20 protein-coding genes are annotated in these 21,319 nt (G+C 66.9%); 8 read left to right on the top strand and 12 right to left on the bottom strand.

The genetic code is table 11. The annotated features are described in order from the left end of the window. Window positions 1-109: 109 nt before the first annotated feature. Together ACWPN3_RS01685 and ACWPN3_RS01680 are read left to right on the top strand one after the other, a co-directional pair. Window positions 110-1,060 carry a DMT family transporter gene (locus tag ACWPN3_RS01685; RefSeq protein ID WP_492242182.1) on the top strand — a complete coding sequence of 317 codons (951 nt, stop codon included), beginning with the start codon at window positions 110-112 and terminating at the stop codon, window positions 1,058-1,060. 86 nt (window positions 1,061-1,146) lie between these two features. Further along, complete coding sequence (locus ACWPN3_RS01680) at window positions 1,147-2,010, top strand: ChbG/HpnK family deacetylase (protein WP_492242183.1); 864 nt, start codon at window positions 1,147-1,149, stop codon at window positions 2,008-2,010. A 5-nt stretch (window positions 2,011-2,015) separates the two neighbouring features. On the opposite strand, the gene ACWPN3_RS01675 is transcribed toward ACWPN3_RS01680, so the two are convergent. From ACWPN3_RS01675 to ACWPN3_RS01665, 3 genes are all read right to left on the bottom strand, one after another. Beyond that, on the bottom strand, window positions 2,016-2,480 hold the full coding sequence (locus tag ACWPN3_RS01675) for an AMP-binding enzyme (protein WP_492242184.1): 465 nt from the start codon (window positions 2,478-2,480) through the stop codon (window positions 2,016-2,018). Beyond that, window positions 2,405-3,649: an AMP-binding protein gene (locus tag ACWPN3_RS01670; RefSeq protein WP_492242185.1), complete on the bottom strand. Its 1,245-nt coding sequence runs from the start codon at window positions 3,647-3,649 to the stop codon at window positions 2,405-2,407. Before ACWPN3_RS01670 ends, ACWPN3_RS01675 begins: the two co-directional genes overlap by 76 nt. 355 nt (window positions 3,650-4,004) lie before the next feature. Beyond that, window positions 4,005-4,508, bottom strand: a complete 504-nt coding sequence (locus ACWPN3_RS01665) for a hypothetical protein (protein ID WP_109449707.1) — start codon at window positions 4,506-4,508, stop codon at window positions 4,005-4,007. Between the two features lie 947 nt (window positions 4,509-5,455). Here ACWPN3_RS01665 and ACWPN3_RS01660 point away from each other — a divergent pair. Beyond that, complete coding sequence (locus ACWPN3_RS01660) at window positions 5,456-6,259, top strand: response regulator (protein WP_109449705.1); 804 nt, start codon at window positions 5,456-5,458, stop codon at window positions 6,257-6,259. 28 nt (window positions 6,260-6,287) lie between these two features. On the opposite strand, the gene purU is transcribed toward ACWPN3_RS01660, so the two are convergent. Further along, on the bottom strand, window positions 6,288-7,154 hold the full coding sequence (purU, locus tag ACWPN3_RS01655; RefSeq protein ID WP_109449702.1) for a formyltetrahydrofolate deformylase: 867 nt from the start codon (window positions 7,152-7,154) through the stop codon (window positions 6,288-6,290). Window positions 7,155-7,377: 223 nt separating this feature from the next. On the opposite strand from purU, the gene ACWPN3_RS01650 reads away from it, so the two are divergent. Further along, entirely contained in the window at window positions 7,378-7,764 is a 387-nt protein-coding gene (locus ACWPN3_RS01650; RefSeq protein WP_492242186.1) for a hypothetical protein, read from the top strand. A 156-nt stretch (window positions 7,765-7,920) separates the two neighbouring features. On the opposite strand, the gene ACWPN3_RS01645 is transcribed toward ACWPN3_RS01650, so the two are convergent. Continuing rightward, the gene (locus tag ACWPN3_RS01645) at window positions 7,921-8,088 is read right to left on the bottom strand and encodes a hypothetical protein (protein ID WP_199235334.1); all 168 of its coding nucleotides are present in this window, start codon (window positions 8,086-8,088) and stop codon (window positions 7,921-7,923) included. A gap of 257 nt (window positions 8,089-8,345) precedes the next feature. On the opposite strand from ACWPN3_RS01645, the gene ACWPN3_RS01640 reads away from it, so the two are divergent. The 3 genes from ACWPN3_RS01640 to ACWPN3_RS01630 all read left to right on the top strand — a co-directional run bounded on the left by ACWPN3_RS01640 (window position 8,346) and on the right by ACWPN3_RS01630 (window position 11,495). Beyond that, entirely contained in the window at window positions 8,346-9,188 is an 843-nt protein-coding gene (locus ACWPN3_RS01640) for an N-acetylmuramoyl-L-alanine amidase family protein (RefSeq protein ID WP_492242187.1), read from the top strand. Window positions 9,189-9,410: 222 nt separating this feature from the next. Further along, entirely contained in the window at window positions 9,411-10,016 is a 606-nt protein-coding gene (locus tag ACWPN3_RS01635) for a BON domain-containing protein (protein WP_492242188.1), read from the top strand. A gap of 12 nt (window positions 10,017-10,028) precedes the next feature. Continuing rightward, a complete protein-coding gene (locus ACWPN3_RS01630; RefSeq protein ID WP_492242189.1) occupies window positions 10,029-11,495 on the top strand; it encodes a hypothetical protein in 1,467 nt (488 codons plus the stop codon). A 74-nt stretch (window positions 11,496-11,569) separates the two neighbouring features. Here the strand turns inward: ACWPN3_RS01630 and ACWPN3_RS01625 are convergent, their stop codons facing one another. From ACWPN3_RS01625 to ACWPN3_RS01595, 7 genes are all read right to left on the bottom strand, one after another. After that, complete coding sequence (locus tag ACWPN3_RS01625; RefSeq protein ID WP_492261018.1) at window positions 11,570-12,568, bottom strand: NAD(P)H-quinone oxidoreductase; 999 nt, start codon at window positions 12,566-12,568, stop codon at window positions 11,570-11,572. A 423-nt stretch (window positions 12,569-12,991) separates the two neighbouring features. Further along, window positions 12,992-13,909 (bottom strand): IclR family transcriptional regulator, encoded by a 918-nt coding sequence (locus ACWPN3_RS01620; protein WP_098737493.1) that lies wholly within the window; start codon window positions 13,907-13,909, stop codon window positions 12,992-12,994. Window positions 13,910-14,033: 124 nt separating this feature from the next. Further along, the gene (sucD, locus tag ACWPN3_RS01615; RefSeq protein ID WP_492242191.1) at window positions 14,034-14,909 is read right to left on the bottom strand and encodes a succinate--CoA ligase subunit alpha; all 876 of its coding nucleotides are present in this window, start codon (window positions 14,907-14,909) and stop codon (window positions 14,034-14,036) included. Window position 14,910: 1 nt separating this feature from the next. Beyond that, window positions 14,911-16,110, bottom strand: coding sequence for an ADP-forming succinate--CoA ligase subunit beta (gene sucC, locus ACWPN3_RS01610; protein ID WP_492242192.1), 1,200 nt, complete (start codon window positions 16,108-16,110; stop codon window positions 14,911-14,913). Window positions 16,111-16,430: 320 nt separating this feature from the next. After that, window positions 16,431-17,645, bottom strand: a complete 1,215-nt coding sequence (frc, locus tag ACWPN3_RS01605) for a formyl-CoA transferase (RefSeq protein ID WP_492242193.1) — start codon at window positions 17,643-17,645, stop codon at window positions 16,431-16,433. Between the two features lie 46 nt (window positions 17,646-17,691). Further along, a complete protein-coding gene (oxc, locus tag ACWPN3_RS01600) occupies window positions 17,692-19,455 on the bottom strand; it encodes an oxalyl-CoA decarboxylase (protein WP_492242194.1) in 1,764 nt (587 codons plus the stop codon). A gap of 43 nt (window positions 19,456-19,498) precedes the next feature. Further along, entirely contained in the window at window positions 19,499-20,353 is an 855-nt protein-coding gene (locus ACWPN3_RS01595; RefSeq protein WP_247873250.1) for a GntR family transcriptional regulator, read from the bottom strand. A gap of 129 nt (window positions 20,354-20,482) precedes the next feature. On the opposite strand from ACWPN3_RS01595, the gene ACWPN3_RS01590 reads away from it, so the two are divergent. After that, the gene (locus ACWPN3_RS01590) at window positions 20,483-21,316 is read left to right on the top strand and encodes an IclR family transcriptional regulator (RefSeq protein WP_109451039.1); all 834 of its coding nucleotides are present in this window, start codon (window positions 20,483-20,485) and stop codon (window positions 21,314-21,316) included. Window positions 21,317-21,319: the final 3 nt, after the last annotated feature.

The raw sequence follows: 21,319 nt of genomic DNA, 5'->3' as shown, positions 1-21,319 counted from the left end.
GATGGAGGCGGTCGGCTGCCATGCGCACCCGCCGTGAAGTCCGGCGGCAAGCCCCATGCTAGGCTGGGTTGCACCTGTGATGGAACCATTTTTCGGATACCGGTCCGGCATGCCCTTTCCGCTTCTGCCGTCCTCCCTGCGGTCCGGACCGCTGGCCGCCTACAGCCTCTACATCGTCGGGTCGGCACTGCTGGCCTCCAACCCGGTGGTCGGGCGGGCGGCGGCGCATGTGGTGCCGCCGATCGGGCTGGCCTTCTGGCGCTGGCTGATCGCCTTCCTGATCGTGCTGCCCTTCGCCCTGCCGGGCCTGCTGGCCCACCGCCACCGATTGAGGGCGCAATGGCGGCGCTATCTGCTGCTGGGCGTGCTGGGCCAGGGGATTTCGGGCGCCATCGTCTATTACGGGCTGGAGCGGACCAGCGCCACCAACGCCAGCCTGATCTATACCACCAGCCCGGCGATGATCCTGGCGCTGGCCGCGGTCTGGCTGGGCGACGCCATCCGGCTGCGGCAGATCCTCGGCATCCTGCTGGCGATGGCCGGCGTGCTGGTGATCCTGACCCGCGGCGATCTGGAGGCCTTGCGGCACCTGTCCTTCAACGGCGGCGACCTGCTGGTGCTGACCGGGGCGGTGTCCTGGTCGGTCTACACCATCCTGCTGCGGCAATCGGGCACACCCCTGCCGGTGGTCACCGCCTTCGCCGCCAATGCGCTGGCCGGCGTGCTGGTGCTGGCGCCCTTCTATGCGTGGGAGACGGTGGCGGTGCGGCCGGTCCCCGTCACCGTCTCCACCGTCCTGTCGATCGTCGCGGTGGCACTGTTCGCCTCGGTTCTGGCTCTGCTGGCCTATCAGAAGACCATCGTGATGATGGGGGCGGCGCGCGCCTCCACCGCGCTGTACGTGTCGCCGCTGTGGGCGGCGCTGGCCTCCTGGCTGATGCTGTCCGAGCCGTTGCAGGGCTTCCATCTGATGGGCGTGCTTCTGGTGCTGCCCGGCGTGATGCTCGCCACCCTGCAGGCCCGCAAGCCGGCGGCGGAACCAGCCGGCAAAGCGGCCTGAGCGGCATCGCCGGACCGGTATTGCTTGATCGCCACGGGCCGCCCTCCCATCTTGGCCGGACCTTCGCCACCCGCACCCGTCCGGCCATGACCGATACCGCCCCCACCCACTTGTTGCTCTGCGCCGACGATTACGGGCTGGCTCCCGGCGTCAACGCCTCCATCCGCGACCTGATCGCCCGGGGACGGCTGACCGCCACCTCGGTCATGAGCCTCTGCCCGCACTGGCGCAGCGGGGCGGATGCGTTGCGCGAGTTGAAGGGCAAGGCGGATGTCGGGCTGCATTTCACCCTGACCGACCAGCCGCCGCTGGGACCGATGCCGACGCTGGCGCCGGACGGGCGGCTGCCGCCGCTGGGGCGGCTGATGGGCTGGGCCTATCGCGGGAGGCTGAACGCGCCGGCGGCACGGGCGGAGATCCGTGACGAACTGTCGCGCCAGATCGCCGCCTTCACCGACGCCTGGGGCGGGCCGCCCGACTATATCGACGGCCACCAGCACATCCACCAGTTGCCGGTCGTCCGCGATGCGGTGGCGGAGGCGCTGGCCGCCTTGCCCGGCGCTTATGTCCGCCTGTGCGGCGAGCCGGTGGCGGCGGTATTGCGCCGGGGCGTGGCGGTGCCGAAGACGCTGCTGATCGGCGGGCTGGGCGGCGGGCTGAGGCGCATGGTGCGGGACCGCGGCATCCCGGCCAACGACCGCTTCGCCGGAGTCTACGACTTTGCCGGCAGCCACCCCTTCGCCGAGCTGATGTCCCGTTTTCTGGACGGGATCGGCGGCCGGACGCTGGTGATGGTGCACCCCGGCCTGCCCGACGATGAGCTGCGCCGCGTCGACACGCTGGTCGAACCGCGGCGCGCCGAATATGACTATCTGCGCGGGCCGGAGTTCGCCGCCCTGCTGGAGGCGCGCAACATCCGGCTGACCCGCTTCGCCGGCTTCTCCCGCTAGGAGCGCTACTCCGCCTCGTCCGGCTGCCAGGCGCGGCGGCGCAGCTTGAAGCGCTGGACCTTGCCGGTCTCCGTCCGCGGCAGGGCGTCGAGGAACTCCACCGCGCGGGGGTACTTGTAGGGCGCGATGTGGTCCTTGACGAAGCTTTGCAGCTCCTCCGCCAGACGCTCGTCGGGGCGGACATCGTCGCGCAGCACGACGAAGGCCTTGGGGATGGTGCCGCGCACCGGATCGGGCGCGGCGATCACCGCGCATTCCTGCACCGCGTCGTGGCTCAGCAGGATGTTCTCGACCTCCAGCCCGGAGATCTTGTAGCCGGCCGAGACGATCAGGTCGTCGGTGCGGGCGTGGTACCAGAAGAAGCCGTCCTCATCGACGTGGAAGGCGTCGCCGGTCAGGTTCCAGCCCTGCTGGACATAGCTTTCCTGGCGCGGGTCGTCGAGATAGAGGCAGCCGGTCGCCCCGCGCACCGCCAGCCGGCCGACCTGACCGGGGGAAGCCGGCGGAACTGGTCGTCCACCACCATCGCCTCATAGCCCGGCACCGGCTTGCCGGTGGAGCCCGGGCGCACATTGCCGGGCACGGCATGCAGCACGGCGTTCAGCAGCTCGGTGGTGCCCAGGCTGTCGAGGATTTCAAGCCCGGTGGCGTCGCGCCAGCCCTCGAAGGTCTGCTGCGGCAGCGGCTCTCCGGCCGAGATGCAGAGGCGCAGGCCGGACAGCCCCTTCGCCAGCGCCGGGTCGGCGGCCATGCGGCCGATCATGCCGCGATAGACGGTCGGCACGGTGAACATCACCGTCGCCTTGTGGCGGGTGGCAGCCTCGATCAGCCGGTCGGCGGTCCCGCGCTCCAGCAGGATCACCGAGGCGCCGATGCGCAGCGGGAACAGCAGCAGCCCGCCCAGCCCGTAGGCGAAGGCCAGCGTCGGCGAGCCGCAGAACACATCCTCGGCCGTCGTCCCCAGCACGGAGCGCGGCGACAGGTCGGAAATCGCCAGCAGATGGCGGTGCAGATGGGCGGCGGCCTTCGGCGTGCCGGTGGTGCCGGAGGTGAAGGCGATCAGCGCCACGTCGTCCTGCGCCGTGTCGGCGGCCTCGAAGCCGGGCGGCTTGGTGGCGATGCGGTGTTCCAGCTCGCCGTCGCGGAAGCCGACGATGCGCAGCGAGGGCAGCGCCGCCTCTTCCAGATCGTCGAGGAAATGCGTGTCGCACAGCGCCATGTCGATGGAGGCGCGCTTCAGCACGTCGGCCAGCTCGGGCGCGCGCAGCAGCGGCATGGTCGGCACCAGCACCCCGCCGGCCTTGATCACCGCCAGCCAGCAGGCGGCCAGCATCGGCGTGTTGGGGCCGCGCAGCAGGACGCGGTTGCCGGTGACCAGCCCGTAATCCTCGGTCAGCACGCGGGCGATGCGGTCGACGGTGTCGCGCATCCGGCCATAGCTCCAGACCTCGCCGTCGCCGCCGATCAGGCAGGGGCGGCCGTCCCAGCCGCGCTCGCGCCAGCCGTCGATCAGGACGGAGACCGCGTTGAGGCGCTGCGGATACTGGAGTTCCGGACGGTCGAGAATCAGGTCGGGGCGCTGTGACGGTGCCGGCAGCCGGTCACGGGTGAAGCTGTCCAAATGTCCGGATGGCGTCATGCGCTGCGTCATCTCCCCCCGTTGCAGGACGGGAAGAATGGGGCCGGCGTGATCGGTGGGCGGACCCGGCCGCCACACGCGCGGTTCAGACACGGCCATGCCATCGGCCGGCGCGAATGCGCATCCCTTCATGGGCAATGCTCCATCTCCCCCCGCAGAGGACGCATGAACACGCCTCCGTCTTATCTTTTATGATCCGACTATAGTGCCAGGGGGAGCAAGTGAGCCATGCAACGAACGAATGGTGGGTGCACCATCAATCGCCATTCGTGCCGGGGCAAGTGACTGAAAAGGCCAGTTTTTCGTTGGTAAGACGCATGATTTGGAACGAAAGTACGGGTCGGCGTACCGATCGTCAGCCGTTCTGCAGGTAAAGATCGATCTCGCCCTGCTCCATCACATGGGCGGTGCCGTGGATGATGCCGTTGGCGATCTGGATGATGCGGTGGATCATCGCGACGGAGGTCTGGCAGTCCACCCGCAGCTTGTCGGGATCGCCGCTGTCGATGTCGGTGCCGATCCGCTCCAGCGTGTGGGCGATCACCTGATGGGCCTGGGCGATGGTGTCCTCGAAAGGGCGGAGGAACTTGGACGGCACATGGCCGTAGGCCTCGATCGCCAGCTCCTTGTCGGAGAAGCCGCTGTCGCGGAAATGCTCGGCATAGCTCTTGGGCTGCCAGATGCGGCATTCCTCCAGCATGTCCGGCATGTCCGGGATCATCTCGATCAGCATCACGATTTCGTTGAAGTGATTGAGATAGTCGGTCGCCAGCAGCGTCTTTTCGGAAATGTTCGTGCCGCGCACGCGCTCCCGCCACCGGGCGAAGTCGGCCAGCTCATCCGGCGGAATGCCGTCCATCAGGGACCGATCCAACTCTTGGTCTTCCATGCACAAACCCGGACCCGATGCGGCAGCCCACGCGATACCCCGGCCGGCACAGGTCCGCCGGCCTTGAAACGGAGGGCGCGCCCAAAGACGCCATGCCCCAACCGTGTGCCGATGTCCTTAACGTTGGATTAAACGCGTTGCAAGCGCCGGCTTGTGAAAGTCCCCGATTGACAGAAGCGAGGCGGCGACATGGCCGTTATCTTGGCAGATAAAAATTCGCCGCCGGCGCCACCCGCGTGATGTCGCGGCGGCGCCCGGCGGCGACTAGGATTGGCGGTTCAGGGAGGAATCACACCATGCCGATCCCAACACCGCCGCTGACGGTTGGTTCCCAAGGGGGACGGTCGGCGGTTTGAATCGCTGCCTTGGCGAACAAGAAAAACGCGCCGGCCTGGGGGTTGGCCGGCGCGCACGAGGATCGGGAACACTCGCCTCGCCCTCGCACGGCAGCGGAAAGACCGATGCCGGAGGGCAAAGACAGAGTGGGCTTGTAAGCCTTTCCGAACGGTTAAGTCCGCCCCTCCGGCATCCCTAATGCCATGCCGGTCATAGGCCGCCCGCAAGGCCGGGCGGGCGACATCCGGCCTTGCTTCATATTATGCATACTGAGTAACCCGTTGTCGGTATCTCGAATAAATCTTTCGGGTTCACTCCCGTTAGGCCGCGGACTGCGCCATATGAACTCCACCGCTGCAGCTCGGGATGAGTCAGTCTGCTGATCGAAGCAGCGGCGATGGCGTCGTGATCCCCGGCAGGGCCGCCCAGGCGGTCCGGTCGCCGGATTTCAGCGCCGGACATGCGGACCGGGAACAGGCGCCCGGAAGAGATCGAGTTGCACCGGCCGTATCCGGGATCCCGGAAACGGCATATCGGGTGGATGCCAGGAACACGCGCCGCAGAAAGGCACGGGGAGAGAGATGGAGCAGTACACCGGTCACTTCATGCAGCATTTGCCCTACCTGCGCCGTTACGCCCGCGCGCTGACCGGGACGAACGGGCGGGGGGACGCCTTGGTGACCCGCACCCTGGAATGGTATCTGGAGGCGGACGAGGCTGAGAACGGCCGTGGCGACGACACGTCGCGCGGCCCGCTCTATCGCCATCTGCACAAACTGCAGGACGAAGACGGCTCGCCCCCCGCGGTCGCGCCCTATCATCCGGTGGAATCGGCGCTGATGACGCTGGCGGAGACCGACCGCCGGCTCTACCTGCTGGTCAATCTGGAGGATCTGCCGGTCGGCGAGGCCGCCGCCGTTCTGGGCATCGCCCCGGAAGATGCGATGGAGCGGCTGACCCACGCCCGCGAGCGTGTCCGTGCCCGGCTGACCGCCACCATCCTGATCGTCGAGGACGACGCCATCATCGCCTACGATCTGGCGGAAACGGTGCGCGGCATGGGCCACATCGTCTGCGGCAACGCGGCGACGATGGACGAGGCGCTGTCGCTGGCGGCGGAACACCGGCCGACGCTGGCCCTGATGGACATCCGGCTGGCCGACGGCGACAACGGGCTGGAAGTGGCGCGCGAGCTGCGGGCCCGCCGCTTCCTGCCGGTGATCTTCGTCACCGCCTTCCCGGACGATCTGGCCAAGCACGGGCTGGAGCATCTGGGCCCGGTGATTCCGAAGCCCTTCACCCGCGACCAGATCGAACAGGCGATCACGCGGGCCGTGTTCATGCCGCAGCCGGAAGATGCCCGCGAGGCGGCGCAGCCCCATTGAGGGGCGGCACCGCTTCACTCGGGAGGCTTTAGCGGAAGACCACCGTCTTGTTGCCGTTCAGCAGCACACGATGCTCCACGTGGTAGCGGACGGCACGGGCCAGCACGATGTTCTCGATATCACGCCCGATGGCCACCAGGTCGTCGGGCGTCATCGTATGGTCGACACGCTCCGCCTCCTGCTCGATGATCGGGCCTTCGTCGAGGTTGGACGTGACATAGTGCGCGGTGGCGCCGATCAGCTTCACGCCACGGGCATGGGCCTGGTGGTAGGGCTTGGCGCCCTTGAAGCTGGGCAGGAAGCTGTGGTGAATGTTGATCACCCGGCCGGCCATCCGCTCGCACAGCGCGCCGGACAGCACCTGCATGTAGCGGGCGAGCACCACGAGGTCGATTTTCTCCTCGTCGACGATCTCCAGCAGGCGGGCTTCCTGCTGCGCCTTGTTGTCGGACGCGACCGGCAGATGGTGGAACGGGATGTTGTGCCACGCCGCCAGCTGATAGAAATCGCGGTGGTTGGAGACGATGGCTGGGATCTCGATCGGCAGATAGCCGGTGCGGTAGCGGTACAGAAGGTCGTTCAGGCAGTGGCCGAACTTCGACACCATGATCAGCACGCGCGGGCGGCGCCGGGCGTCGTGGATCTTCCAGGTCATGCCGAAGCGCTCGGCCACCTGCGCCGCAAAGTCTGCTTCCAGCTGCGCCTTGGTCTGCCCGGCCGGGTTGCCGTTGAAGCTGACGCGCATGAAGAACAGGCCGGAAATGCGGTCGCCGAACTGCGCGCTGTCGATGATGTTGCAGCTCCGCTCCGCCAGGAAGCCGGACACCGCGAAGACGATGCCGACGGTGTCGGGGCAGGAAACGGTGAGGATATAGTCGGAGCCGGTCTCAGACATCGCGCGTCCACCATGGCGTACAGCAAGAAAAGGGGGAGGCTTCCCTAGCACGAACGCCGCGATGTTGCACCCGCTTCATGAGCGACTGTGCACATGGCTGTACCGTCAAGCGCGTGTGCCGCCGATGCCGGGCGGTCCACACCGCTCTGGAATCGCCGGACCGGCGGTGCGACAATCGGCGACGGCGGCCGGGCCAGGCCGGCGGAGGAAGACGGGGTCGACCATGGCATCCGGCGGCAAGATCATCGGTGAATACACCAAGGGCAAGGTCGACAAGCTGATGACGGCGGATGCCGCCGACAGCAGCCGCAGCCAGCGCATCCGCCATTTTCTGGAAAACATGGATGCCGCGATCCTGGAAGCCAACTGCGAGGTCATCGGCCGCGAATTGCCGAACCTCAACCGCGACTCCTTCCTGCGGATGGCGGTGCGGGTGGCGGAACTGCGCGCCGACTATATCCGTGCCGGCCTGAAGATGACGGAGTCCCGCCACCCGGACGCTGCCGCCGTCGCGGACCTCGCCCGCCTGCGCGCGGCCTACGAGCAGATGCTGGCGGTTTACGAGGCCGCGGAGCGGGTGATCGAACGCGGATACGCCAAGCTGGGGTAAGACGCCGGGGTTTCGCCCTTTTCCCTGGAAACAAGACTTCGGAAACAAAAATCCCCTTCCCCGCGATCCGGCGGAGAAGGGGGCGCGACCCGTCGGTCACAAAATTCAGTGGCGACCTATCCAAAAGACGCCGGTCGGCCAAAGCCGTGGCCGGGGTCAGACGTCGTGGAAATGTTCCAACTCACGACGCAGGCTGGTGGCCTCCTGTTGCAGGCCGACGATCCGGCGGACGTCAGGACTCTGCTGCTGCTCTTCGCGTTCGAGCTTGTCCTCGATATCGCGCTGCTCTTGCCGGATGATGTTGAACAGTGCTTTCCTCAACATCGACACCTCCCGAGCTGATCGCTAAAATTTTAGCGCTTTTTCAATTCGCCTTCAAGCAACCAATGACCTCTGTCGAATCCTCGGCACGTCAAGTCTGCGCCGGTTACCGAATGCCCACAAATATTCAGAAACGGTAATCTGGCCGGCCTTGACAATACTTTTGCGCCGCCGCATTGGTTAATGATTCAGGCTAGATGAACGGATGGCACGGCTTGGTGCCGATGACTTCCCTCCTTTGCAGCACGGTATTTTTGGCCATGGATCGACGACAGCTGCTTGGGCTCGGGCTCAGCAAGCTTTGGTTAACCGCCTTCGGCGCCGCCGGCCTGGCGCTGGCCCAGCCGTTGGGTTCGGGCAGCGCCCAGGCGTCGGGCCGGCAGCCCGACCGCAAACCGGCCGGCGGCACATCGTCGCGGTCGCGGCTGGTGATGCTCGATCCCGGCCATGGCGGCAACGATCCCGGCGCCATCGGCACCCGCGGCACCTTCGAGAAGGAGGTGACGCTGGACATCGCCCGCGACGTGGCGCGCATCCTGGCGGAGCGGCATGGCGTCGCCGCCAGGCTGACGCGGCGGGACGACCGCTTCCTGGCGCTGGACGACCGGGTTGCGCTGACGCGCGAGGCCGGGGCCGACCTGTTCGTGTCGATCCACGCCGACAGCGCCCCCAATGCGGACGCCCGCGGCCTGTCCGCCTACATCCTGTCGGAAAAGGCATCGGACTCCTTCGCCTCCCGCCTCGCCCAGCAGGAGAACCAAGCCGACCGCTTCGGCAAGCCGGGGGCGGTCGGCGGCGGCCGGATCGTCAAGGACATCCTGATGGACCTGACGGCGCGCCACACCCGCCATGCCTCGCTGGCCGCCCGCCAGATCCTGGTGGAGGGGGCGGGCAAGGAGCTGCGCCTGCTCGAGAACCCGATGCGGGCGGCCAATTTCGCGGTGCTGAAGGCGCCGGACGTGCCGTCGGTTCTGGTGGAAACCGGTTTCCTGTCCAATCCCAGGGACGAGGAAATCCTGCGCGACGCGACCGCCCGGCGGGTGGTTTCCCGCGTCCTGGCCCGTGAAATCGCCGGCGTGCTTTCCAGCCCAGCTTTCGCCTGATTTCACACCGAAACTGCATGAGGCGCTGCGGCGGATTTTCTGCCGCGGCCACTCCTTCGCACTCGCAGCGACTGCAACATCCGTGCATCACATCGGGACAAAGTGACGATGACTGGTGAAAGCCTCGAATTTCCCCATTGCAAAGACCGTTCCGCCGTGACTTTTTCCGGCCGCGCGCCGATTCCGCCCGGCGCTGGCCACGCAGGCGAAGGGAGGCACACTGTGACGGGTTCGAGCCGCCTTTGGACAGTCTTCGCGCTCGCCTGCACCGCCGGTGTCTCGCTGGCCGGCTGCGGGCCGCTGGTGCTGGGTGCCGCGGGCGGGACCGCCGTCGTGGCAACGCAGGAGCGCGGCTTCGGCGGCTTCGTCAGCGACACGGAAATCCGCGCCCGCATCAACTCGCTGTGGCTGCAGCATTCCATCGACCTGACCAACCGCATCGGGCTGACCGTCGATCAGGGCCGCGTCCTGCTGACCGGCCGCGCCGCCGACGCGCAGATGCGGCTCGACGCGGTGCGCCTCGTCTGGCAGGCGCAGGGCGTGAAGGAAGTCATCAACGAAATCCAGATCGACAACGGGTCCAGCATCCTGGACACCGCCCGCGACACCTGGATTTCGACCCAGATCCGCAGCCGCATCACCTTCGATGCGGATATTCATAGCCAGAACTACAGCATCGATACCGTCGATGGCGTTGTCTATCTGATGGGTGTCGCGGCGTCACAGGAAGAGCTGGACCGCGCGCTCCAGCACGCCCGGTCGGTGCCCAACGTCCAACGCGTCGTCAGCTACGTCCGTCTGCTCCCGAACCCAAACATCCAGGGTTGAACCCCGACCGCCATGGCCTCCGCCCTATCCCGTGTCCTCGCCGTTCTCCGCACCGCAGCCGTCGCCGCAGCCTTGAGCCTGCCGGCGGCGTTCGCGGCCGGTCCCGCTCCGGCGCAGGACGCGGCGGTACAGGCCGCACAGGACATGGCCGGGCAACCGGATGGGGCGAAGCAGACCGTGCTGGCGCTGGACCAGGACGGCGGCGGGGCGGACAACCCGGCCGCCGGCACGCCGGGCCCGGCCAACCGCCTGTTCGTCCAGGCCTTGCAGCTGATCCGTCAGGCCGACAACACCTATGACGTCGCCGAGGAGGGCCGCCTGCTGAAGGAGGCGGACAAGCTGTTCAACGACATCGTGACGAAGTATCCCGACAGCCCGCTGGCGGTTCAGCTCGTCACCAACCAGTTCGTCGGCGATTTCGACTTCTACGAATTCCGCTCGCGCATCCGCGCGCTGGTCTGCAACGACCAGCTCAACAGCCTGTGCTTCCTCCACCGCATCGGCGAGATGCTGCCGCCGGTTGAGACGCCGATCAACGCGGCGCGCTGGGACTGGCTGTCGCTGGCCGTCGCCTACCAGCAGCTGGGCGACACCGGCCGCGCCAAGGAGATCATGGCGCCCTTCGTCAGCGCGGTCCGCCGCGGCGGCGTCGCCGACAGCTCCGGCCAGGATCTGTTCGTCGCCCGCGCCCTGTCGCTGATGGGGCAGTCGCCGCTGGCACTCGACATCACCCGGCAGATCAACGACTGCTCGACCCGCATCTACAACATCGCCGACATCGCCAAGGCGGCGGCGTGGCGCGGCGACAGCGGCCTGACCAACGCGCTGGCCGACGAGGCCAAGAGCTATGCCTCCAGCCACAATTGCGCCTGGGAGCTGGGGCTGGTCGCCCAGACGCTGCTGCGCGCCGGCAAGGAGGCGCAGGCCCGCACCCTGTTCCTGAACACGGTCGAGACGCAGTTCTCCAAGTTCAAGGAAACCCGCGGCGACTGCTGCCCGCCGGAACTGGCGGTGGCGGCAGCCGACATCGGCGAGCCGAAGCTGGCGCTGGGCCTGCTCAGCACCGTGCAGGACGAGAATCCCTGGACCATCCCGGCGGTGCTGGGGCGGCTGGCCAAGCGCGGCGAGGCGGGCATGGCGGTCGCCTACGCCGATCAGGTGGCGGACATCGACACCCGCGGCGAGGCCTATGCCGAGTTGATCGAGGCGGCGATGAAGCGCGGCGAGCCGGCCATCGCCAACGACCTCATGAACCGCCTGAACAAGCTGACTGACGAGGCCGCCGGCCGCCGCCCCGGCCTGCTGGCGCAGCGGGCCAAGGCGGAGAAGGCCTTCTACAACGACGACCGCTGGCGCCGGACCTTCCAGCTGGCGATCAACGCGGCGGAGAAGGCCAGCAACTTCGTCCGCCGCGACATCGGCGCCCCGCTGCTGGCCGCGCTGGTCCGCATCGAGACCGGACTGCCGATGCTGGATTGAGGGTGCAGCGACCTCTTGAGATTCCCCTCTCCCCAGGGGGGAGAGGGGATTGCTGGATCTGAGAGAGCTTCCGCTCACCCCACCGCCAGCACCAGCTTGCCGACATGCTGGTTGCTTTCCATCAGCCGGTGGGCGTCGGCGGCTTGTGCGAGCGGGAAGACCTCGTGGACGACCGGCTTGACCGTGCCGGCGGCCACCAGCGGCCAGACGCGGGCCTTCAACTGTTCGGCCACCGCCTGCTTGTAGGCGATGGGCCGCGCCCGCAGGGTCGAGCCGGTCAGCACCAGCCGCTTGGTCATGACGGGGAAGAAGTTCACATTGGCCGTCGCCCCCCGGACGAAGCCGATGCAGACATAGCGGCCCTCGACCGCCAGAGCGTCGATGCTGCGGGCGACGTAATCGCCGCCGACGATGTCCAGCACCACATTGACGCCGACACCGCCGGTCACTTCCTTGACCACCGCGACGAAATCCTCCTCGGCATAGTCGATGGCGCGTTCGGCACCCAGCCGGACGCAGGCAGCGCATTTCTCCGCCCCGCGGGCGGTGGCGAAGACCCGCGCGCCGAAGGCCGCTCCCAACTGGATCGCCGTGGTGCCGATGCCCGACGTGCCGCCATGGACCAGCAGCGCCTCGCCGGGCTGGAGCGCGCCGCGCTCGAACACGTTCGACCAGACGGTGAAGAAGGTTTCCGGCAGGGCCGCCGCCTCGGCCATCGACAGGCCGTCGGGGATCGGCAGGCATTGCGCCGCCGGCACCACGCAATACTCGGCATAGCCGCCGCCGGCCAGCAGGGCGCAGACCGGATCGCCGATGCGCCAGCCCTCCACCCCCTCGCCCAGCGCATCGACAATGCCGGCGACCTCCAGGCCGGGGATGTCGGTGATGCCCGGCGGCGGGTTGTACTTGCCGAGCCGCTGGAGCACGTCCGGCCGGTTGACGCCGGCGGCCTGGACGGCGATGCGGATCTCGCCGGGTGCGGGATCGGGAACCGGGCGGCGCGCCGGGACCAGCACCTCCGGCTTGCCGGGCTGGCTCACCTCGATTGCCGTCATCAGTCTTGAGTCTGCCATTCGGATCACTCCCCTGCCCTGTTCTTGTGAAAGATTTGGGGGGCACTGTGTCGTCGCGGCGGACGGCCAGTCCACGCGGCGATGGATCCGATTTCGCCCTGCGGAAAAGTCAAAAAAATGGCCGTGCTGCACACAGCACGGCCAGTCTCCGAGAGAAGCGCGAACATGCAAAACAACACATCCGCCCGATGAGAAAGGAACGCCTTTCCCGAGACAGACAATCGCACGGGTCCCGCTGATTTTCCCGAGAAAAAAGACGCTTTTCCATTCCGTGGAAACGCCTCTTTTCTCAAGAAAAGGGCCGCATCCCGTGAGGAATGCGGCCCTGAGTGCGCCAGGGAGGAATGCCAACGTGCACCACCTGCCGTCAGCTCTTGGCGTTCTCTTGCTCTAGGCGTCTGCTTGCCCCTTGTGAGGAACGGGTCAGTTGGGAACCGGCACGCGGCCGCCCAGCTCCTGCGTCACCGCCGCGGCGGCGCGCTTGACCATCTCGCCCAGGGCGCGCAGCCGCGCGTCCTCGATGCGCCGGCTGGAGCCGGACAGCGACAGGGCCCCCATCACACGGGAATTCTCGTCGAAGATCGGAGCGGCGACACAGCGCAGGCCGGACACCCGCTCCTCCTGGTCCAGGGCATAGCCGCGGGTGCGGACCAGCGTCAGGTCGCGGTACAGCGCCGGCAGCGACGACAGGGTACTGCGGGTGAACTGGCGCATGCCGCGCTGGGTAACGATGGTCTGCACCTTGGTCTCGGGCATGCCGGCCAGCAGCGCCTTGCCGACGGCGGAACAGTGCAGCAGCGTGCGGTCGGCCTGCGGCACCGCGACCTGGGCGGCACGGGGACCGCCGACGCGGGCCAGATAGAGCGCCTCGCCATTCTCCTCGACCGCCAGATTGACGATCTCGCTGCTCTCCTCCATCAGGCGGCGCATGCGGGGGCGGGCGACATCGACCAGATTGCGGGTTTTCAGAAAGTTGGCGCCGGTCATGTAGGCCTGCACGCCGACCACCCAGCCGCGCGCGCTCTGGTCGAAGCGCACATAGCGCTCGTACTGCAGCGTCGTCAGCAGGCGGTGGGTGGTGGAGGGCGACAGGTTCGCGGCCTCCGACAGCTCGGTCAGCGTCATCGGACCGTCGTTGGAACCCAGGATCGTCAGGATGTTCAGGGCGCGGCACAGCGACTGGACCACTTGGCCGCGCTCGGCCTTGGCCTCCTTGCCGTTGTCGTTCTTCACCCGCGGCGTCTCGATGATCGCGGTCTTGATGATTGCCGCGGCGCCCTCGCTGGGGTCGTCGTGGATGATGCGGCGGGCCAGGATGCTGTTTTGGGCTTGCGCTTTCATGTCCCATCTCCCTCGGGGTCCGGCGCGTTGGTTGCGCCTGTCTGTTGCGGCTGATGGCGTGAGTGACAGAAGGCTTGGCTAAGGCCGCGGGACCGTCGCGGACGGCGGTCCCGCGGGGGACTGGTTACCCTTTGAAAATCGACTGCATGGTGGAGCCCAGGCTGGCGGGGCTGTCGGCGACGGCGATGCCGACCGACTTCATGAAGTCGATCTTGAAGTCGGCGGTGTCGTTGCCGCCGGAGATCACCGCACCGGCATGGCCCATGCGGCGGCCCGGAGGAGCCGTGCGGCCGGCGATGAAGCCGACGACCGGCTTCTTGGTGCCCGAGGCCTTGATGAACTCGGCGCCGCGGACTTCGGCGTCGCCGCCGATCTCGCCGATCATGATGATGCCCTCGGTCTCCGGGTCCTTCACGAACAGCTCCAGGCTGTCGACGAAGTTGGTGCCGTTGACCGGGTCGCCGCCGATGCCGATGCAGGTGGTCTGGCCGAGGCCGGCCGCCGTGGTCTGCGCCACCGCTTCATAGGTCAGCGTGCCGGAGCGCGAGACGATGCCGATCTTGCCGCGCTTGTGGATGTGGCCCGGCATGATGCCGATCTTGCACTCGTCCGGCGTGATGATGCCGGGGCAGTTCGGGCCGATCAGGCGGGTGGCCGAACCGCTGAGCGCGCGCTTGACGCGGACCATGTCCAGCACCGGGATGCCCTCGGTGATGCAGACCACCAGCGGGATCTCGGCGTCGATGGCTTCCAGGATCGCGTCGGCCGCAAACGGCGGCGGCACGTAGATCACGGAGGCGTTGGCGCCGGTCTTCTCGACCGCCTCGGCGACGGTGTCGAAGATCGGCAGGTCGAGGTGCTTGGCCCCGCCCTTACCCGGCGTGACGCCGCCGACCATCTTGGTGCCGTAGGCGATGGCCTGTTCGGAATGGAAGGTGCCCTGGGCTCCGGTGAAGCCCTGGCAGATCACCTTCGTGTTCTTGTCGACGAGAACAGCCATGTTACGCGGCCTCCTTCTTCACGGCGGCGACGATCTTCTTGGCTGCGTCGTCCAGATTGTCGGCGGACAGGATCGGCAGGCCGGATTCGGCCAGGATCTTCTTGCCGAGCGCGACATTGGTGCCTTCCAGGCGCACCACCAGCGGCACATGCAGCTTCACGTCGCGCGCCGCGGCGACCACACCCTCGGCGATCACGTCGCAGCGCATGATGCCGCCGAAGATGTTGACCAGGATGCCTTCGACCGCGCTGTCGGACAGGATCAGCTTGAAGGCCGCGGTGACGCGCTCCTTCGTGGCGCCGCCGCCGACATCGAGGAAGTTGGCCGGCTCGGCACCGTACAGCTTGATGATGTCCATGGTCGCCATCGCCAGGCCGGCGCCATTGACCATGCAGCCGATGTTGCCGTCGAGCTTGACGTAGTTCAGCTCGTGCTTGGCGGCTTCGATCTCCGCCGGGTCTTCTTCCGCCTCGTCGCGCAAGGCGGCCACGTCCTTGTGACGGAACAGGGCGTTGTCGTCGAAGTTCATCTTGGCGTCGAGCGCCAGGATGTCGCCCGAGCCGGTGACGATCAGCGGGTTGATCTCGACGATGGCGCAGTCAAGATCCACGAAGGCCTTGTAGGCGGCCTGGATGAACTTGGCGGCGGCGCCGACCTGCTTGCCTTCCAGGCCGAGCGCGAAGGCGACCTTGCGGGTGTGGTAGCCCTGGATGCCGGTGGCCGGGTCGACCGCGACCTTGACGATCTTCTCCGGCGTGTTGTGGGCGACCTCTTCGATCTCCATGCCGCCTTCGGTTGAGGCGATGATGGTGACGCGGCCGGTGCCGCGGTCGGTCAGCAGGCCGAGGTACAGCTCGCGCTTGATGTCGGCGCCTTCCTCGACATAGAGACGCTTGACCTCTTTGCCGGCCGGGCCGGTCTGCTTGGTCACCAGGACGCGATTGAGCATCTCGGCGGCATTGGAGGCGACCTCCTCGACCGACTTGACGACGCGGACGCCACCCTTGCCGCCCGGATTGTCCTGGAACCGGCCGGCGCCGCGGCCACCGGCATGGATCTGCGACTTCACCACCCAGACCGGACCGCCGAGTTCGCGGGCGACCGATGCAGCCTCTTCCGGGGTGAAGGCCACGCCGCCGCGCGGAACGGCGACGCCGTACCCCCGCAGCAGATCCTTGGCCTGATATTCGTGAATGTTCATGGTTTTCGTCTCTGTCCCAGTCGGGAATTGTCTTTTGGAGACCGCGGGGAGCCGGAAATTCTTCGGCTGACGGGCGGCGGATTTTTAAAAGTCCGGGCTTCGGCTCCCGCTTCGGCTCTTGAGCGACCGGGAAGGGGACGGTCGGGAAGAGGGGAAGCGGGTTTTTTAAAAATCGGCAGGCTTTTCAAACATCGGGTGCCGGTCCTCCCCCACCCTCTCCCGCCGAAGCGGAGAGGGTGGGGGAAGAAGGCGGAGACTGTTACTCCGCCGCCAGCCTCTCGACGACGCCGATGGCGCCGCTGTCACGGATCTCGACGATTTCACGCTCGCCGAACCCCAGGACGTCGCGCAGGATTTCGTCGGTGTGCTCGCCCAGCAGGGGGGAACGGGTGACTTCCGTCGGGCTGTCGGACAGCTTGATCGGGTTGCCGACCGTCAGGTAGCTGCCGCGGGTCGGATGCTCCACCTCGACCAGCGTGCCGGTTCTCGTAGAGCGACTTGTCCTCGGCGATTTCCTTCATCGACAGGATCGGGCCGCAGGGAATGTCGTATTTGTTGAGAAGGTCCATGACCTCGAACTTGGTCAGGGTCTTGGTCCACTCCTCGACGGTGCCGAAGATCTGCATCAGGCGCGGCAGGCGGGCCACCGGGGTGGCGTAGTCGGGATCGGTGATCCACTCTTCCTTGCCGATGACCTTGCAGATCGACTTCCAGACCGGGGCCTGGGCGATGAAGTAGATGTAGGCGTTGGGATCGGTCTCCCAGCCCTTGCACTTCAGGATCCAGCCCGGCTGGCCACCGCCCGACGCGTTGCCGGCACGCGGCACCGTGTCGCCGAACTCGCCGTTCGGGTATTGCGGGTATTCCTTCATCGGCCCGTGGGCCAGACGCTGTTGGTCGCGCAGCTTGACGCGGCACAGGTTCAGCACGGCGTCCTGCATGGCGGCCAGCACCTTCTGGCCGCGGCCGGTCTCCTTGCGCTGGTAGAGTGCGGTGACGATGCCGAGCGCCAGATGCAGGCCGGTGCCGCTGTCGCCGATCTGGGCGCCGGTGACCATGGGCGGGCCGTCGTCGAAACCGGTGGTCGAGGCCGCACCGCCCGCACATTGGGCGACATTCTCGTACACCTTGCAGTTCTCGAACGGCCCGGGGCCGAAGCCCTTCACCGACGCGACGATCATCGCGGGGTTCAGTTCCTGGATACGCTCCCAGGTGAACCCCATGCGATCGAGCACGCCGGGGGCGAAGTTTTCGACCATCACGTCGCAGGTCTTGATCAGCGCCTCCAGCACCTCCTTGCCCTTGGGCGTCTTGGTGTCGAGGGTGATGGACCGCTTGTTGTGGTTCAGCATGGTGAAATACAGGCTGTCGACGTCCGGCAGGTCGCGCAGCTGGCTGCGGGTGATGTCACCCTCGCCCGGCCGTTCGACCTTGATGACGTCGGCGCCGAACCAGGCGAGCAACTGGGTGCAGGTCGGTCCCGACTGCACATGCGTGAAGTCGAGAATCCGCACGCCCTGAAGTGCCTTGCCCATGTATTTCTCCCCCTGCTTCTTAAGTCGTGTCGGTCGGCGTTTGTTTTTAGGACGGCATCTTGCGGACCGAGCTGGTCGGATTGAGGCTGCCGATGTTGCCGCTTTCGGTGCCGGCGGCCGGGTCGATGACGGCGTTGATCAGGGTCGGACGGCCGCTGTCCATCGCCTCGTTGACAGCGCGGTACAGCTCGTCCGGGTTGGTGACATGGACGCCGACGCCGCCGAAGGCTTCCATCATCTTGTCGTAACGGGAGCCGGGGACGAAGACCATCGGCGACGGGTCGACGCCGCCGGTCGGGTTGACGTCGGTCCCGCGATAGATGCCGTTGTTGTTGAAGATGACGATGCAGACCGGCAGGTTGTAGCGGCAGATCGTCTCCACCTCCATGCCGGAGAAGCCGAAGGCACTGTCGCCCTCGACGGCCAGAACCGGCTTGCCGCTCTCCACCGCCGCGGCGACGGCATAGCCCATGCCGACGCCCATCACGCCCCAGGTACCGACGTCGAGGCGCTTGCGCGGCTCGTACATGTCGATGATGCCGCGGGCCAGATCGAGGGTGTTGGCGCCCTCGTTGACCAGCATGGCGTCGGGGCGCTCCTTGATGACGCGACGCAGGGCGCCCAGCGCACCGTGGAAGTTCATCGGCGACGCGTTGCTCATCAGCTTCGGCGCCATCTTGGCAACGTTCTGCTCACGCTTGGCCGCGACGGTGGCCATCCAGTCGGTCGGCGGGGTCAGGCCGCCGTCGATGCCCTTCAGCATCACTTCCATGACCGACGCGATGTCGCCGACCAGCGGAGCATGGATTTCGACGTTGCTGTCCATCTCCCGCGGCTCGATGTCGACCTGGATGAACTTCTTGGAGCCGGGCTTGCCCCAGGTCTTGCCCTTGCCGTGCGACAGCAGCCAGTTCAGCCGCGCGCCGACCAGCATGACCACGTCGGCTTCCTGCAGCACCAGCGAGCGGGCGGCACCGGCCGACTGCGGATGGGTGTCGGGCAGCAGGCCCTTGGCCATGCTCATCTGCAGGAACGGAATGCCGCTCTTCTCGACGAAGGAGCGGATGGTCTCGTCGGCCTGGGCATAGGCGGCACCCTTGCCGAAGATCACCAGCGGACGCTTGGCGCCCTTCAGCAGGTCGAGCGCGCGGTTGACCGCCTCGGCCGACGGATACTGCGCCGGGGTCGGATCGACCACCTTGACCAGCGACTTCGCACCTTCCGCGGCGTCCATCACCTGCGAGAACAGCTTGGCCGGCAGGTCGAGATAGACGCCGCCCGGACGGCCCGACACGGCGGCGCGGATGGCACGCGCCACGCCGATGCCGATGTCCTGGGCGTGCAGGATGCGGAAGGCGGCCTTGCACAGCGGCTTGGCGATGGCCAGCTGGTCCATCTCCTCATAGTCGCCCTGCTGGAGATCGACGATCTCGCGCTCCGACGAGCCGCTGATCAGGATCATCGGGAAGCAGTTGGTGGTGGCGTTCGCCAGCGCGGTCAGGCCGTTCAGGAAGCCCGGCGCCGACACCGTCATGCAGACGCCCGGCTTCTTCGTCATGAAGCCGGCGATGGCGGCGGCGTTGCCGGCATTCTGTTCGTGGCGGAACGAGACGACCCGCATGCCCTCGGCCTGCGCCATGCGCAGCAGGTCGGAGATCGGAATACCGGGGACGACATACAGGTTGTTGATGTCGTTGAGCTTGAGCGCGTCGATGACGAGCTGGAAGCCGTCGGTCAGCGCCGGCGCGTCTTCGACAACAGATGCTTCCGTGGCCTGGTTCTTAGTGATCGTTGCAGCCGCAGTAGACATATGGGTGACTCCTCCCCGAGGCTCCAAAAAGGTTCAAAGTTGGTTAGTCGAGGAAGGCGCAATGCCGTTCCACGTACTGTGCGAGACCGAGCGTGTGTTCCCGGACGCGGCGTTCCGCGAGATCGGCATCGCGGGCGGCAAGCGCCTCGATGATGTCCCGATGCTCGTGGATGGACTGGTCGGCACGGTCGCCGAGGCCCATCGTCGCGCGGCGGATCGCACGCATATGGATGAAGAAGCGGTCGGTCAGGTCCGAGATCAGCGCGGAGCCCGAAGCCTGGACGATGCTTTGATGGAAGACGATGTTGGCGTCGGAATACTCCGCGACATGTTCCGCCAACTCGGCTTTCGTGTATTTGTCGAACGCGGCGTGCAGGAGTTCCAGCTTCTCCGTGGTGGCGTTTTCGACGAACAGGCGTGCCGCCATGCCTTCCAGGGCGGCACACACCGTGATCATCTCCACCAGTTCGGCCTTCGTCTTGCGCACCACGAAGATCCCGCGCCGCGGTTGGGAGCGGATGAACCCCTCCTGTTCCAGCAGCGCCATCGCTTCGCGCACCGGGGTGCGGCTGACACCCAACGCCTCGCACAGACGGCGTTCGTCCAACCTGATCTCGTTGCTCTGGCCGTAGATGTTCATCTGCGTGATGGCCTGTCGCAGCGATTGGTAGGCCTTGGCCTTGAAGCTCATCCCCTGTTCGAGGGGTTCGACACTGAATCTTTCCCGGTTCATCACGTTTCCGACCCTTTGCGCGCCGACGCCATCGGCGCCGCTTGTTGTCGTGAGCGTTGTTCGTGCGAGCGTTCGGACGATCGCCCTTGGCCCTTGGTACTGAGTGGCGCGTCGTTTTTGAATTATCGATACGGTATACCAGATGCCAGACACCCGCAAGGCCAATTGCGGGCACCTCGAACTATTTCTGCTGCCGACGGAGTTGCGGTCGATTCTGTTCGATTTTTCTGGCTATTGCGCGGTAATCGCCCTAATTTGACCCTTCAGGATCGCTCATAGCGAAGGAACCCGCGCATGGCCGAAACCCAGCATCTGGCCGGGGCCGCAGACAAGTCACCCGCCGGCGCGGCGGAAGAGGCGTCGGATCCGAACTTCATGACCTCGCTGGCGCGGGGATTGTCTGTGATTCGCGCCTTCACCGAGCGCGAGCCGAACCTGACCATCGCCGACATCGCCAAGATCACCGGCCTGCCGCGGGCGGCGGCTCGGCGCTGCCTGCTGACGCTGATGCAGCTGGGCTATGCCGGGTCGGACGGCCGGACCTTCCATCTGAAGCCGAAGATCCTGGCGCTCGGCTATTCCTTCCTGTCGTCGGCCCCGCTGGCGACGATCCTGGATCCGCTGATCGAGCAGGTCAGCGGGGCGGTGCAGGAATCCTGCTCCGCCGCCGTCCTGGACGAGGACGACGTCGTCTACATCGCCCGTGCGGCGACCAAGCGGATCATGTCGGTCGGGCTGAATGTCGGCAGCCGCCTGCCGGCCTACTGCACCTCGATGGGGCGGGTCCTGCTGGCGGCGCTGCCGGAGGCGGAGCTGAACGCCTATCTGGCGCGGGTGCCGCTGAAGCCCTTCACCGAACGGACGATCACCGCTCCCGACGCGCTGAAGCGCGAGCTGGAGCGGGTGCGCGACCGCGGCTTCTCGCTGGTCGACCAGGAACTGGAGCTGGGGCTGCGCTCCATCGCCGTGCCGATCAGCACCGCCGCCGGCGGGGTGGTGGCGGCGATGAACATCAGCGCCCAGGCCGCCCGCGTCACCTGCCCGGAGATGGAGGTGCAGTTCCTGCCCCACCTGCACCGCGCAGCGGAGGAGGCGCGCGTGCTGCTGGTGCGCTCGCGCGGGGTGTGAGGC

The organism is Azospirillum sp. UENF 111221, from assembly GCF_058780625.1.
This window is presented reverse-complemented; position numbering and strand designations above follow the sequence as displayed.